Genomic DNA, 13,774 nt, shown 5'->3' with positions numbered 1-13,774 from the left:
GCTCACTGCCAACCGCGGGGGGCGGCGGATTCATCCCCCGGCCACCGGGACGTGTGACCTACTCATGGGTAGCCTACTGGGAGTAAGTTGAGGTACCGTCCGATTCGACGAGCACCGCGGCCGCCGAGGAGGCACCCATGACGAACCCCCTGACCAAGCTCACCGGCGGCTCGGCCACGCAGTCCGTCCGGGGCAAGGTCGTCGTCATCACCGGCGCCGCCCGCGGCATCGGTGCCGGGCTGGCCGAGCGGTTCGCCGCCGACGGCGCCAAGGTCGCCCTGGTCGGCATAGAGGCCGAGGAGCAGCGGAAGGTGGCCGAGCGGATCGGACCGAACGCCCGCTCCTGGGAGGCCGACGTCACCGACTGGGACGCGCTCGAGCTGGCGTTCGGCGAGGCTGCGGCGCACTTCGGCGGCATCGACATCGTCATCGCCAACGCCGGCATCGCCACCGCCGGATTCGTCCGCTCGGTCGACCCGGTGGCCTTCGAGAAGGTGCTCGAGGTCGACCTGCTCGGCGTCTGGCGGACGTTCCGCGTCGCGCTGCCCCACGTCATCGAACGCGAGGGCTACCTGCTGGCGATCTCCTCGCTGGCCGCCATCACGCACGCCCCCGGCATGGCCAACTACGCCGCCGCGAAGGCCGGCGTCGAGGCGTTCTGCAACAGCCTGCGCGCCGAGGTCGCGCACCTGGGCGTCCGGATCGGAGTAGCGCACCCGACGTGGATCAAGACCGACCTGGTGGACAGCGCCGACGCGCACCCGGTCTTCGGCAAGCTGCGCGCCGGGATGCCCGGACTGCTCGGCAAGACGTACCCGTTGAGCGTCGCGCTGGACTGCCTGGAGGACGGCGTCCGCAGGCGTGCGCGCACCATTCACGCCCCGCGCTGGGTCGGCGCGCTGAAGTTGGTGCGGGCGTTCATCCCGCCGATCATCGAGTTCGGTTCCCGCTCGCGGGTGCCCGCCGCCGACAGGGCCGCGCTGGAGGACATCGCCGTGCGCGGGGCCCGCGAGGCCTCGGTCACCGGGCACGGCGGCCGCGCCGCGACCCGCTGACCGGTTCCGCGACTTCTACGACGCCGGGGGTACCCAGGCGCCGATGACCGGGGAGAACTCACGGACCGTGCGTTCCGCGATGGCGCCCTCCAGGTGGTACGGATCGGCGTCGATCACCTCCTGCAGCGCCTCGCGGTCGGCGGCCTGGTAGAGCGTCACGCCCCCGCTGCCGTCGCCGAGCGGCCCGGCCACGGCCACGGTGCCCTGCTCGGCCAGCGCGGCCAGGAACTCCCGGTGCCGCGGTCGCACCTGCCCGAACTTCTCCTGCACATAACGGATTTCCACCAGAAACCAAGCCACGGGTCCTCCACTGTTCCGACACCGGCCGATCCGCGTAACGTACCCAGCGGAGGTCGGGCAGCGGGCGAAGGTGTCCCGCTCGGCGAGCGAGTGGCGACGAGGCCGCAACCCGATACGCTTCGATGCGTCAGTGTTGTCGAGGGCGGTCGCCGGGGCGCTTGCTTGCCGGTCGATCGTCGCGAGCGGAGCGGTTCCGTGCGCGCGACGAAGCGCGACGCCTCCGCCGGCCGGGCGCACGGCCATGCCGGCGTAACAGCGATCGAGGACGGGCAGGTATCCATGCAGGGCAGCGCTCAGCCCCTACCGGAGCGCGGCGCCGAAAGCAGCGTCGAACGCACTCTCGGACACCTGCGCACGCTCGACGGGCCGGCCCGCCCGGCGCAGCCGAGCGAACCGCTCAACCTCGAGGACCTGTACCGGACGCATCGGATGCGGCTGGTCCGGCTGGCGATTCTGCTGGTCGACGAGCCCGCGACCGCCGAGGACGTGGTCCAGGAGGCGTTCACCGGCCTGCACCGGAACTGGGGCAAGCTGCGCGACGCCCAGGCCGCCGTCGGCTATCTGCGCACCGCCGTGGTCAACGGCTCACGCAGCGTGCTGCGCCGCCGCAAGACCGCACGCGAGTACGTCCCGCCGCACCCGGTGAACGCCCGCTCCGCGGAGAGTCTGGCGATGCTCTCCACCGAGCACCAGTCCGTGGTGAACGCGCTGGCGAAGCTGCCGCCGCGGCAGCGTGAGGTACTGGTGCTGCGGTACTACGGCGGATTGTCCGAGGCGGAGATCTCGGAGGCCGCCGGCATTTCCAAGGGCACCGTCAAGTCCACCGCCAGCCGGGCGCTGGAGGCACTGCAGAAGGCGATGCACGGCTGAATCCTGCCGGAAATTCGTACTCTCGCAGGACCCCCCGATGGTTTAGACCAATATATGCTGGCGGAGTGACAACCGAGACCTTCGTGATCACGGGCGGAACCGTCGCCGCACCGGACGCACTGCTCGCCGACGGCTGGGTGGCCGTCGAGAACGGGCTGATCAGCGCCGTGGGCACCGGGAATCCGCCCGCGGGCGAGCAGGTGGACGCCGCGGGCGGCCTGATCGTCCCCGGCTTCGTCGACACGCACTGCCACGGCGGCGGCCGGGGAACGTTCTCCACCACCGACCCCGGCGGCATCAGCACCTCGATCCGCACCCACCGCAGGCACGGCACCACGACCATGCTGGCCAGCCTGGTGTCCGAGCCCGTCGACTCCCTGCGCGACCAGCTCGGTGCGCTCGGCGAGTTCGTCCAGGACGGCGAGCTGGCGGGCGTGCACCTGGAGGGGCCGTTCATCTCGGCGGCGCGCTGCGGGGCCCACGATCCGGGCGCGCTGCGCGAACCGGACACCGACACCGTCGCGATGCTGCTGGAAGCCGGTGGCGACCACGTCCGGATGATGACGCTCGCTCCGGAGTTGCACGGCGGGATCAAGGCGATCCGGCAGCTCGCCGAGTCCGGGGTCATCGCCGCCATCGGGCACACCGACGGCGTCGAGGAGGAGATCCGCGCCGGTGTCGACGCGGGCGCTACGGTCGCCACCCACCTGTTCAACGGCATGCGCCCGCTGCACCACCGCGAACCGGGGCCGATCGGTTCCCTGCTCGACGACGAGCGCGTCACCGTCGAGCTCATCTGCGACCTGGTGCACGTCCACCCCACCGTGCTGCGGCTGGCCGCGCGGCACGCGGGGCTCGGGCGGACCGTGCTGGTCACCGACGCCATGTCGGCCACCGGTTCGGCTCCCGGTACCTACCGGCTCGGCGAGCTGGAGGTGGAGGTCGCGGACGGCGTCGCCAGGCTCACCAGCAACGGTTCGCTGGCCGGCAGCACGCTGACGATGGACGAGGCGTTCCGCAACCTGGTCGGCGCCGCGGGCCTCGACATCACCGAGGCCGTGCGGGCCACCGCGACCCGGCCCGCCGAGCTGCTCGGCCTCGGCGGGCGGACCGGTGCCCTGCGGGCCGGGCTGGACGCCGACCTCGTCGTGCTCGGCGAGGACAGACGTCCGGTGAAGGTGCTGCGTCGGGGAGCCTGGGTGCCGGACATCGGGTTGCCGGCCGGCGGCTGACGGCCGCGGCGGCGTACCCGGACCGGACGGGATAGCGTGACCGCATGAGCGAGCCCGAGGACCCGGAACACCTGCTGGCGCAGGCGTTGCGTGCCCAGGCGACCCGCGCTCCACACCGCGATCCCGGGCAGCCCGCCGAGGGGACGCGCACCGGTGGGGAAGCGACCGTCGAGCCACCCGGCGCGTACTCGTACGGCCTGCTCTCCGGCGACGACGCGAGTTCGCTGGAGGCGGAGAACGCCGCGCTCGGCCCGGCCGAGCCGGACACCGTCCGGCATCCGGCCCCGCGTGCGGCGGCCGGTCCGGTCGCGATGCGCTGGGTGCTGCTGCTCGCCGTGCTGCTCGGGCTGGCCGCGGGCGCCGTCGTCGGCGTCATCACGCTGGTCTGAGCCCCGGACCGCACTGTGCGCGGGCACAGCCGGTGAACCCTGTACCGTCAGTCGCCGTGATCCTCGCGCAGACCACCACGACGATGAGCCTCCTGCCCGACTGGCTGGACCCCGAGAAGCTGCTGTCCGGCCTCGGTCCGACCGTCGTGGCCGTCCTCTGCCTCATCCTGTTCGCCGAGAGCAGCGTGTTCCCGGTGCTGCCCGGCGACTCGCTGCTGTTCACCGCGGGCCTGTTCGTCGCCCAGGGCAGCCTCGACGTGCCGCTGTGGCTGGTCTGCCTGCTCGCGACGATCGCCGCGATCGTCGGCAACGTCGTCGGCTACGGCATCGGCTGGAAGGTCGGGCCCGCGCTGTTCAAGCGTCCCGACTCGAAGATCTTCAAGCAGGAGTACGTCGACCAGACGCACGCGTTCCTGGAGAAGCACGGTCCGAAGGCCGTCGTGCTCGCGCGGTTCGTCCCGTTCGTCCGTACCTTCATCACCTGGATCGCCGGCATCGGCCGGATGGACCCGAAGAAGTACTTCACCTACACGATTCTGGGCGGCATCCTCTGGGCCGCCGGGTTGATCGTGCTCGGTTCGCTGCTGGGCAACATCCCGATCATCCGCGACAACGTCGACGCGATCTTCATCCTGATCGTGCTGATCTCGGTGCTGCCGATCGCGTTCGAGTACCTCAAGGCGCGCAAGGCGAAGAAGGCCACCCCCACCGACGGCTGAGCCCCAACCCCGGCACCCGTTCCGCAATTCGTCGACATATTGCGATTCATCGTGCACAAGGCATCGCAATATGTCGCCATATTGCGGTCGCCCGGAGCGCAATACGTCGACATATTGCGGCGGGGGAGGCCGCGTCCGTCGATGGTGGCCGGTCAGCTCGGGGAGAACATGGAGCCGGGGTTGAAGACGCCGGTGGGGTCGAGGGCGTTCTTGATCTCCCGGTGCACCCGCATACCGACCGGGCCGATCTCCTTCTCCAGCCACTCACGCTTGATCTTGCCGACGCCGTGCTCGCCGGTGACCGTGCCGCCGAGTTCCAGCCCGACGGCCAGGATGTCGTCGAACGCCTGCTGCGCGCGAGCGAACTCGTCCGGCGAATCGGGCTGGTAGACGATCGTCGGGTGCATGTTCCCGTCGCCCGCGTGCCCGACGACGGCGATGCGCAGGCCGACCTCCCTGCTGATCCGGTCGCAGCCCGCGATCAGCTCGGCGATCCGGGTACGCGGCACGCAGACGTCGTCGGTGAGCCAGATCCCGTAGTGCTCCAACGCGGTCAGCACCACCCGGCGGGCCTGCAGCAGCATGTTGCCCTCGGCGATGTCGTCGGTCGCGTAGACCATGTCGGCCCCGCAGTCGGTGCAGATCTGCTCCAGCGCCGCGAGTTCCCGGCGGGCCACCTCGCCACCGGAGTCCGACTGGCACAGCAGCAGGGCCTGGCAGTCCGAGCCGGTACCGAGGTCGGTCTTCAGGTAGGCCTCCGAGGCCTTGATCGAGGTGGCGTCCATGATTTCCATCAACGACGGCACCAGGCCTTCACTCACCACCCTGGCCACCGCCTCGCCCGCGGCCTCGGTACTGCTGAAGCCCGCGACGAAGGTGCCGGGCGCCTGCGGCAGCGGACGTAGTGCCAGCGTCGCCTTGGTGATCACGCCGAGCGTGCCCTCGCTGCCGATGAACAGCTTCGTCAGGTCGTATCCCGCGACGCCCTTCACCGTCCGCCTGCCGGTGTTCAGGATCTCCCCGTCGGCGAGCACGACTTCCAGGCCCAGCACGGAATCGGTGGTGACGCCGTACTTCACGCAGCAGAGTCCGCCCGCGTTGGTGGCGAGGTTGCCGCCGATGGTGCACCAGTCGTAACTGGACGGGTCCGGCGGATAGAACAGGCCGTGCTTCTCCACCGCACCACGGAAATCCAGGTTGACGACGCCGGGCTGGACGACGGCGAGCCGGTTGCCGGGGTCGATCTCCACGATCTCGTTCAGCTTCGTCAGCACCAGTACAACGCAGCCGTCGATCGCGTTGGCGGCACCGGAGAGCCCACTGCCCGCGCCCCGGGGGACGATCGGCACCCCCGCCTCGTAACAGGCGCGGACCACGGCGCGCACCCCCTCGGTGTCGACGGGGAGCACCACGGCCAGCGGGGTGCCGACCGGAGCGAGCGGCATCATGTCGCGCGAGTAGCCACTCGTCACGTCGGCGTCGGTGATCACGGCTTCCTTGCCGAGGGCCGCGCGGAGTTCGGTCAGCAGGGCGTCACTCATGCCTCCCACGGTAAGCCCCGGCGCCGGGTTTTACTCGTGTTGGCCCGGCGTCAATCCCGGTGATCCTCAAGACGACCGGGCTCGCCATCCGCCCGGCCCAGGGCGCTCGCCCGCCGGGGCTGCCGGAGCAGCAGCAGCGCCTGCACGCCCGCGTAGACGAGCAGCGCGCCGCCGAGTACCGCGGTGAGCTGCATACCGTGCACGAACGCCTCCCTGGCACTGCCCAGCACCTGCTCGGCGAGCGGACCGGGGAGCACCTGCGCGGTGGCGACGGCGCCGCCGAGTGTCTCCCCAGCGGCACCCGCTGCCTCGGCGGGCACCCCCTCCGGCGCGGCGAACTGCCCGCGGTAGACGGCCGTCGCGATGCTGCCCAGCACGGCCGTACCGAGTGCCCCGCCGAGTTCGTACCCCGTCTCGGATATCGCCGAGGCGGCACCGGCCCGCTCCGGCGGGGCGATCGAGATGATCAGGTCGTTGGTCAGCGTCTCGGCGAGCGCGACGCCGACGCCGACCACCACGAAACCGGCCACCACCGCGGCCAGCCCGGACTCGACGCCCACCTGCGTCAGCGCCAGGAACCCGGCGGCCGACACGAGCAGCCCGCCGCCGATCAGGGTGCCGACGTCGACGTGCTTGGCCAGTTGCGCCGCGAGCAGCGCACCCGCCACCCCGGCCGCGGTCGTGGGCAGCAGCCACAGCGCCGCCTCCATCGGCCGCATCCCGAGTACGAGCTGAAGGTACTGCGGGACAAGGAAGAACAGGGCGACGAGGGCGAAGACGCCGAGCACGTTCGTCACCACGGACACGGTGAACGCCCGGTTGCCGAACAGCCCGAGGTCGATCATCGGATCGGTGAGCGACCGCTGCCTGCGGACGAACAGCGTGCCGAGGACGAGGCCGAGCAGCACACCGCCGACGCCGATCGCGGTCAGCCCGTGCTCGGCGAAGTCCTTGATCCCGTAGACGATCGGCAGCATCGTGCCGAGCGAGAGGACGGCGGAGAGCGGGTCGAAGCGGCCGGGCGCCGGGTCGCGCGCCTCCGGCAGCAGGAACGGACCGGCCACCAGCAGCAGCACCATGACGGGGACGTTGATCAGGAAGACCGAGCCCCACCAGAAGTGCTCCAGCAGCCAGCCGCCGACGACGGGACCGAGCGCCATGCCGCCGGAGAAGCCCGCGCTCCAGACGGCGATCGCCAGCCTGCGTTCCCGCGCGTCGAGGAAGATGTTGCGCAGCAAGGAAAGCGTGGACGGCATCAACGTCGCCCCGCCGAGGCCGAGCAGTGCGCGAGCGGCGATCAGCAGTTCCGGCGTGCTCGCGAAGGCGGCGACGACCGAGGCCACGCCGAACGCGACCGCGCCGAAGAGCAGCAGTTTCCGCCTGCCGATCCGGTCGCCGAGGGTGCCCATCAGCACCAGCAGTCCGGCCAGCACGAAGGAGTAGATGTCGACGATCCAGAGCTGCTGTGTCCCGCTGGGCGCGAGGTCCTCGCTGAGGTACGGGAGAGCGAAGCCGAGCACCGTCATGTCGACGCTGATGAGCAGCACCGGCAGTACCAGTACCGCAAGCGCGAGCCAGCGCCCGCGCCGTGTTCCGACCACGATTCACACTCCCCGGAGAAGTCCGTACTAAACAGTCCGGACGGTACAGTTGCCGTCTCGTTCGAAGGTAAACAGTCCGGACGGTACAGTCAAGTTCGTGGCGAAGAGTTCAGCGCGCGAACGGGTACTGGACGCCTACGAGGCGATCCTCATCGAGGGCGGCGTCGACGCGGTCACGCTCGACGCCGTCGCGGCAAGGGCCGAGGTGTCGAAGGGCGGCCTGCTCTACCACTTCGGCTCCAAGGAAGCCCTGCTCCAGGGCCTGCTCGACCGAATGCACGCGCTCTACGACGCCGACCTGGAGGCGGCGCGGTCGGCGCCGGAGGGCGTCGTCGCGTACTACCTGCAGACCTCGGTGTCCGAGGTGACGGAGAACTCCGCCCTGCACCGCGCCACCCTGGCGCTGGTACCGCTGGCGATGGCGGACCCCCGGGTGGGCACGGCGGTCCGCGAGTGCAACGGACGCTGGCGCACCCTGCTGCACGAACACGTCCGCGATCCACTGAGCGCCGACCTGCTCGCGGTCATCGGCGACGGCCTGTACCTGCGCGCGGCGATCGGCGACCACAGCGCCGAGCTGAGTTCGGACTGGCCGGGCGTACTGCGCAGGCTCGGCATCGAGGCCTGAGGCCCGGCCTCAGGCCATCCCGTAGACGCGCTGCACGGCGATCCGCAGCACCAGCCTGCGGTCGGCGACCATCGCGGCGCGGTACTCGTCCCAGTCCGGATGCTCACCGGCCAGCCTGCGGTACAGGTCGATCAGCTCGTCGACGGCCGCGTCCCGCGGGTCGCCGGCAACAGGGCCGAGCCGCGCCTCGCCTTCGGCCACCGCGTAGCGCCAGCCGTCCTCGCTGCTGACGTGAAAGCTCGCCTTCGGGTCCCGGCGCAGGTTGCGCGTCTTCGCCCGGCCGTCGGTGATCGACACCAGGATTTCGCCCGCCTCCCGGTCGTAGAGGTGGTTGACGTTGGAGAGCTGCGGCCTGCCGTCCTTCTTGAGCGTGGCCAGTACGCCCAGCGGGCGGTCCGCGAGCAGTGCGTGCAGTGCGGTCGCATCGGTCATACCCGCACAACGCGCCCGCCGGTCCGGCGAATTCCCGCCTGTCCATCAACCCATCAGAGCATTCACAAGTTTGTGAAACTTCTGTAGCGTTCGAACGAGGGCGTCGTCCCACCGGGCGCGCCGGCCACCGCCGCACCAGCGAAGGAGAGCGACATGACCGTCCATGAAGGCCTTCCCCGAACGCGGACCAGCCCGTTCGACCCACCTGCCGAACTCGGCAGGATCCGCGAGTCCGAGCCGGTGACGACGATGACCTACCCGGACGGCCACGAAGGCTGGCTGATCACCGGTTACGCCGAGGTGCGCGCAGCGCTCGCCGACCCCCGGCTCAGTTCCCGGCCGGAGAACGCCCACTCGCCCATCCCGATGGACCTGGGCGAGGGCAAGGCCGAGCCGCCGCGGCCCGGGATGTTCACCTCGATGGACGACCCGGACCACGCCCGCTACCGCAAGCTGCTCACCGGCGCGTTCACCGTGCGCAGGATGCGGCTGCTGGAGTCGCGCGTCGCCGAGATCACCGCGTCCTGCCTCGACGAGGTCGAGCGGACCGGCCCGCCCGCCGACCTGGTGCCCACGTTCGCGCTGCCGATCCCCTCGGCGGTGATCTGCGAACTGCTCGGCGTTCCGGCGGACGAGCGACCGTACTTCCAGCGGCGCTCCGCGGAGATGTTCGACCTCGACATGGCGTTCGAGGAGCGGATGACCGCCCTCGGCGAACTCGGCGCCTACCTGGCGAAACTGACCAGGGACAAGCACGCGGAACCGGGCGACGACCTGCTGGGCGACCTGCTGGCCGGTGGGCAGCTCACCGACGAGGAGCTCGGCAACATCGCCGTCATCCTGCTGATCGCCGGGCACGAGACGACCGGGAACATGCTGTCCCTCGGGGCCTTCACCCTGCTGAGCAACCCGGACCAGCTCGCCGTGCTGCGCGCCGAACCCGAACTGGCTGGCAACGCCGTCGAGGAGCTGATGCGCTACCTGAGCGTGATCCACATCGGCCCCATCCGGACCGCCACCGAGGACGTCGAGATCGGTGGCAGGACGATCCGGGCGGGCGATTCGGTGACCTTCTCGGTCCCCGCGGCGAACCGCGACCCACGACGTTTCGACGACCCGGACACCCTCGACCTGCGGCGCAGGGCGACCGGTCACGTCGGGTTCGGCCACGGGGTGCACCAGTGCCTCGGCCAGCAGCTCGCCAGGGTGGAGATGACCACGGCGCTGCCCGCGCTGTTCCGCCGGTTCCCGGACCTGCGGCTCGCGGTGCCCGCCGCCGAGGTGGTCACCAACAACGAGGCGGCGATCTACGGCGTGGGCCACCTGCCCGTCGAGTGGGAGACGGTGGCGCGATGACCGTGCGGGCGGACCGGGACCGCTGCATCGGCGCCGGAATGTGCGTGCTCACCGCACCGGAGGCCTTCGACCAGGACGAGGAGGGAATCGTGCTGACGCTCCTCGACCGGCCGGACGGGGAAGCGGCCGAGGAGGCCGCGCGGGCCTGCCCCTCGGGCGCGCTGGTGATCACGAACTGACGGAACCGCGCGGGCACCCCCGTCGTCGTAGTCGCGAATCGGGCCGGCACGGCGTGCCTGGGGGTGACACCGTGCCGGTCCGATTCGCCACCGGAGCCTCAGACGGCCACGCAGTTCAGCTCGACCGGGTCGCCGCGCAGCGCGTCGCTCACCCCGTCGTAGACGGTGCCGTCGGTGGCCAGTCCGACATGCGCCACCACGCGGGCGGGGCACTGGGACTGGACGCGCACGTTGGCCGCGCCGTCCTCGAGCGCCGCGTTCTCCACCGGGCGGACGAGTTCGTCGAGCGAGGTGTAGATGTTGGTGTAGCGAACATCGCCGATGGTGTCGTCGCCCTCGTTGAGCGAGTTCACGAAGTTCGAGTCGACCGCCATCTGCTGGCAGGCAACGATTTTCAGGCAGTCACCGCCACCGAAGAACTCGGCGATGTTCGCCACGGCGGTTCCGTACTGCGGCGCACCGAGACTGACCAGACTGTCTACTGTGGACTCACCGCCTTCGGACTTGACGTACTGCCGGGCGACCAGGCCGCCCTGCGAGTGCCCGACGAGATCCACCTTCGCGGCACCGGTGTCCCTCCGGACGCCGTCGACGAAGGCGGCGAGGTCCTTCGCCGTGTCCGCGATGTCGCCGGTGCCGAGGTTGGTGAGCTGGAAGATCGACACCGAGTAGCCCTCGGCCCGCGCCCGGGCGGCGAGCGGCTCGTAGAAGACGGCTGGACCGAAGGTTCCGGCGACGATCACCACCGGGTCCTTGGCGGCCGCATCCTTGGCCGGCGCGGCACTCGCCGCGGCAGGTACGAGCAGGCCTGCGGTGAACATGCCGAGTGCGGCAGTGAATGCCGCCGCGAGACGTCGAGTCATCGGAATCCTTCGATCCGGGCGGCAGGTTACCTGCCGGTAACAACAGTGGTGTGGGTCACAGTAGTCAGCGCCGTTGAGGACCGTCAATCCGCCGTTCGTCGTGGTGGAACCTTCACCAGGAGCGTGCGTTCGCCCACAGCCGGGGAAATCGAGTTGCACCGATCGGCCAACCGGGGACATGCTTGCCTCAAGCAACTAGTTGCACTCGTCAAACAAGACATTCAGTACGAAAGAAGCAGGTCGATGACCTCTTTGCTCAATCGGGACTCCGCGCCCACGGACGCCGAACTGGCCGACGCCGACGAACTCGGCCGCCAGCTCGTCCGCCTGCTGCGCCTGCTCACCCGCGCCAAGGCGCAGGTGGCCAGGCAGGACCCGGACGGCATCGAACGGGCCGCCTACGCGATCCTCGGCACCCTCATCTGCGAGGGCCCGCAGCGCACCAGCAAGCTCGCCGAGTCGCTCTACTCGGAGATCTCCACGGTCAGCAGGCAGAGCAGCGCACTCGTCCAGCACGGCCTGGTCGAACGCCAGGCGGACCCCGAGGACGGCCGGGCCTGCCTGCTCGCCGCCACACCCGAGGGCCGCCGGGTCTTCGAGCAGAACCGGCAGCAGCGCAACCTCTGGATCGCCGGCGCACTCGCGGACTGGCCCCAGGAGGAGCGCGCGGCGCTCACCGTCCTGTTCGAGCGCTTCAACACGGCTATCGAGACGCACTCACCACAACACGCCGCGGCGGACACCACCGCGGCCAGGGGGGACAAGGAATGACCACCGCAGACGTGGCCAAGGCGGAACCGCCACCACGCGACGAGCAGGGCCCGAACCTGTCGCACAAGCAGATCGTCACGATCCTGATCGGGCTGATGACGGGGATGTTCCTCGCCGCCCTCGACCAGACCATCGTCGGCACCTCGATCGTCAAGATCTCCAACGACCTCGACGGTTTCGACCTCCAGGCGTGGATCACCACCGCCTACCTGATCACCGCGACCATCTCGACGCCGCTGTACGGCAAGCTCTCCGACATCTACGGGCGCAAACCGTTCTATCTGGCGGCGATCTCGATCTTCGTGGTCGGCTCGGTGGCGGCGACGTTCGCCACCTCGATGTACGAGCTGGCCGCGTTCCGCGCGATCCAGGGCATCGGCGCCGGTGGCCTCATGTCGCTGGCGATGACCATCCTCGGCGACATCGTCCCGCCTCGGGAACGCGCCCGTTACCAGGGCTTCTTCCTCGCCGTGTTCGGCACGTCCACCGTGCTCGGCCCGGTGCTGGGCGGATTCTTCGCCGACTTCGACACCCTCGGCGGCATCGACGGCTGGCGCTGGGTCTTCCTGATCAACGTCCCGATCGGCGCCATCGCGCTGTTCGTCGTGGCGAAGGTGCTCAACGTCCCGCACGAACGGCAGGACCACCGGATCGACTGGTGGGGCAGCGTCGCGCTGGCCGTGGCCGTCGTCCCGCTGCTGCTCGTCGCCGAGCAGGGCAACAAGTGGGGCTGGGCGGACTCGAAGTCGCTGGCCTGCTTCGCGATCGCCGCGGTCGGCGTGGTGTGGTTCCTCGTCATCGAGAACCGGATGAAGGACGCGGCGCTGATCCCGCTGCGGCTGTTCCGCAACTCCACGTTCAGCGTGGCGATCCTCGGCGGCGTGATCGTCGGCGTGGCGATGTTCGGCTCGATCATGATGATCCCGCAGTACCTGCAGGTCGTTCAGGGCTACTCGCCGACCGAGTCCGGTCTGCTGATGCTGCCGCTGATGGTGGGCATCATGAGCGGATCGATCCTGTCCGGCCAGATCACCGGCAGGACCGGTCGCTACAAGGTCTTCCCGGTCGTCGGCACCTTCCTGATCGCCGTCGGCGGGCTGCTGTTCGCCCAGATCGAGTACGACAGCGCGCTCTGGCACCCGCTGGTCTACGCCGGCATCATCGGCCTCGGCCTCGGTGGCTGCATGCAGACGCTGATCATCGCCGTGCAGAACGCGGGCCCACGCCGGGACATGGGCGTCTCCACGGCCACCGCGACGTTCTTCCGGCAGATCGGTGGCACCGCGGGTGTCGCGGTCTTCCTGACGATCCTGTTCAACGTGCTGCCCGGCAACATCGAGAAGGCGTTCGGCGGGGCACTTCCCGGTGGCGCCGGCGGGCAGCTCGGCGACCTGCAGTCCAACACCAGCGGCATCGCCAACCTGCCGCCGGAGATCCAGACGCCGGTGCTGATCGGCTTCACCGACTCCATCACCACGGTGTTCTACGTCGCCGCCGGCTTCGCGCTGCTGGCCTGCGTGGTGCTGATGTTCATGAAGGAGATCCCGCTGGCCGAGAGCGGCGGCGCCCCGGCGTCGGTGCTGGAGGGCGGCGAGGCGCTGTTCGACGAGAACGGGGCGGACGCGGGCACGGACGGCAGTGCCCGCGAGGCCGGGGGTGCGACGGCGGGCGAGCCCGTCGGAGCCGCTCCGGCGGAGAGCCCTGGCAGGCACCACGCGGAGGCGAACCCATCGCGCCGCTGACCCCGTGCGGTGCGGGGACGGGCTCCGGCCCGTCCCCGCGTCCGCGCGTCCGTACCGCCCGGGAAGTGCCGAAACGCCCCTTCCACCCGAAGGCGG

At 70.3% G+C, this 13,774-nt stretch carries 14 protein-coding genes and 1 pseudogene; 10 read left to right on the top strand and 5 right to left on the bottom strand.

The window, feature by feature from the left end; genetic code table 11:
- Positions 1-137: 137 nt before the first annotated feature.
- Complete coding sequence (locus CFN78_RS19940; protein ID WP_094864372.1) at positions 138-1,055, top strand: SDR family oxidoreductase; 918 nt, start codon at positions 138-140, stop codon at positions 1,053-1,055.
- Positions 1,056-1,070: 15 nt separating this feature from the next.
- Here CFN78_RS19940 and CFN78_RS19935 read toward each other — a convergent pair whose 3' ends face one another.
- Entirely contained in the window at positions 1,071-1,355 is a 285-nt protein-coding gene (locus tag CFN78_RS19935; RefSeq protein ID WP_094864371.1) for a YciI family protein, read from the bottom strand.
- 279 nt (positions 1,356-1,634) lie between these two features.
- Here CFN78_RS19935 and CFN78_RS19930 point away from each other — a divergent pair, with 279 nt between their 5' ends.
- The 4 genes from CFN78_RS19930 (at position 1,635) to CFN78_RS19915 (ending at position 4,565) form a co-directional block, all read left to right on the top strand.
- A complete protein-coding gene (locus tag CFN78_RS19930; RefSeq protein WP_094864487.1) occupies positions 1,635-2,225 on the top strand; it encodes a SigE family RNA polymerase sigma factor in 591 nt (196 codons plus the stop codon).
- An 83-nt stretch (positions 2,226-2,308) separates the two neighbouring features.
- Positions 2,309-3,457: an N-acetylglucosamine-6-phosphate deacetylase gene (nagA, locus tag CFN78_RS19925; RefSeq protein WP_094864486.1), complete on the top strand. Its 1,149-nt coding sequence runs from the start codon at positions 2,309-2,311 to the stop codon at positions 3,455-3,457.
- Positions 3,458-3,501: 44 nt separating this feature from the next.
- A complete protein-coding gene (locus CFN78_RS19920; protein WP_094864370.1) occupies positions 3,502-3,846 on the top strand; it encodes a hypothetical protein in 345 nt (114 codons plus the stop codon).
- Between the two features lie 56 nt (positions 3,847-3,902).
- Complete coding sequence (locus tag CFN78_RS19915) at positions 3,903-4,565, top strand: DedA family protein (protein ID WP_094864369.1); 663 nt, start codon at positions 3,903-3,905, stop codon at positions 4,563-4,565.
- Between the two features lie 152 nt (positions 4,566-4,717).
- Here the strand turns inward: CFN78_RS19915 and CFN78_RS19910 are convergent, their stop codons facing one another.
- Positions 4,718-6,106, bottom strand: coding sequence for an FAD-binding oxidoreductase (locus tag CFN78_RS19910; RefSeq protein ID WP_094864368.1), 1,389 nt, complete (start codon positions 6,104-6,106; stop codon positions 4,718-4,720).
- 50 nt (positions 6,107-6,156) lie between these two features.
- Positions 6,157-7,707 (bottom strand): MFS transporter, encoded by a 1,551-nt coding sequence (locus CFN78_RS19905; RefSeq protein WP_094864367.1) that lies wholly within the window; start codon positions 7,705-7,707, stop codon positions 6,157-6,159.
- 97 nt (positions 7,708-7,804) lie between these two features.
- On the opposite strand from CFN78_RS19905, the gene CFN78_RS19900 reads away from it, so the two are divergent.
- Positions 7,805-8,335: a TetR/AcrR family transcriptional regulator gene (locus tag CFN78_RS19900; RefSeq protein ID WP_094864366.1), complete on the top strand. Its 531-nt coding sequence runs from the start codon at positions 7,805-7,807 to the stop codon at positions 8,333-8,335.
- A gap of 9 nt (positions 8,336-8,344) precedes the next feature.
- Here the strand turns inward: CFN78_RS19900 and CFN78_RS19895 are convergent, their stop codons facing one another.
- A complete protein-coding gene (locus CFN78_RS19895) occupies positions 8,345-8,767 on the bottom strand; it encodes a PPOX class F420-dependent oxidoreductase (RefSeq protein WP_094864365.1) in 423 nt (140 codons plus the stop codon).
- A 153-nt stretch (positions 8,768-8,920) separates the two neighbouring features.
- Here CFN78_RS19895 and CFN78_RS19890 point away from each other — a divergent pair, with 153 nt between their 5' ends.
- Together CFN78_RS19890 and CFN78_RS19885 are read left to right on the top strand one after the other, a co-directional pair.
- Positions 8,921-10,123 carry a cytochrome P450 gene (locus CFN78_RS19890; protein ID WP_094864364.1) on the top strand — a complete coding sequence of 401 codons (1,203 nt, stop codon included), beginning with the start codon at positions 8,921-8,923 and terminating at the stop codon, positions 10,121-10,123.
- Positions 10,120-10,302: a ferredoxin gene (locus CFN78_RS19885; protein ID WP_094864485.1), complete on the top strand. Its 183-nt coding sequence runs from the start codon at positions 10,120-10,122 to the stop codon at positions 10,300-10,302. Before CFN78_RS19890 ends, CFN78_RS19885 begins: the two co-directional genes overlap by 4 nt.
- A gap of 98 nt (positions 10,303-10,400) precedes the next feature.
- On the opposite strand, the gene CFN78_RS19880 is transcribed toward CFN78_RS19885, so the two are convergent.
- Positions 10,401-11,165 carry an esterase/lipase family protein gene (locus tag CFN78_RS19880; protein ID WP_094864363.1) on the bottom strand — a complete coding sequence of 255 codons (765 nt, stop codon included), beginning with the start codon at positions 11,163-11,165 and terminating at the stop codon, positions 10,401-10,403.
- A gap of 243 nt (positions 11,166-11,408) precedes the next feature.
- Here CFN78_RS19880 and CFN78_RS19875 point away from each other — a divergent pair, with 243 nt between their 5' ends.
- Together CFN78_RS19875 and CFN78_RS19870 are read left to right on the top strand one after the other, a co-directional pair.
- Entirely contained in the window at positions 11,409-11,936 is a 528-nt protein-coding gene (locus tag CFN78_RS19875) for a MarR family winged helix-turn-helix transcriptional regulator (protein WP_094864362.1), read from the top strand.
- A pseudogene (locus tag CFN78_RS19870) lies at positions 11,933-13,547 on the top strand (MDR family MFS transporter); the annotation flags it as partial. The gene CFN78_RS19875 and the pseudogene CFN78_RS19870, both read left to right, overlap by 4 nt.
- Positions 13,548-13,774 lie beyond the last annotated feature (227 nt).

Source organism: Amycolatopsis antarctica (genome assembly GCF_002262875.1).
Lineage (GTDB): Bacteria > Actinomycetota > Actinomycetes > Mycobacteriales > Pseudonocardiaceae > Amycolatopsis > Amycolatopsis antarctica.
Note: the sequence above shows the minus strand (reverse complement) of the source record. Positions and strands in the feature narration are given on the sequence as shown.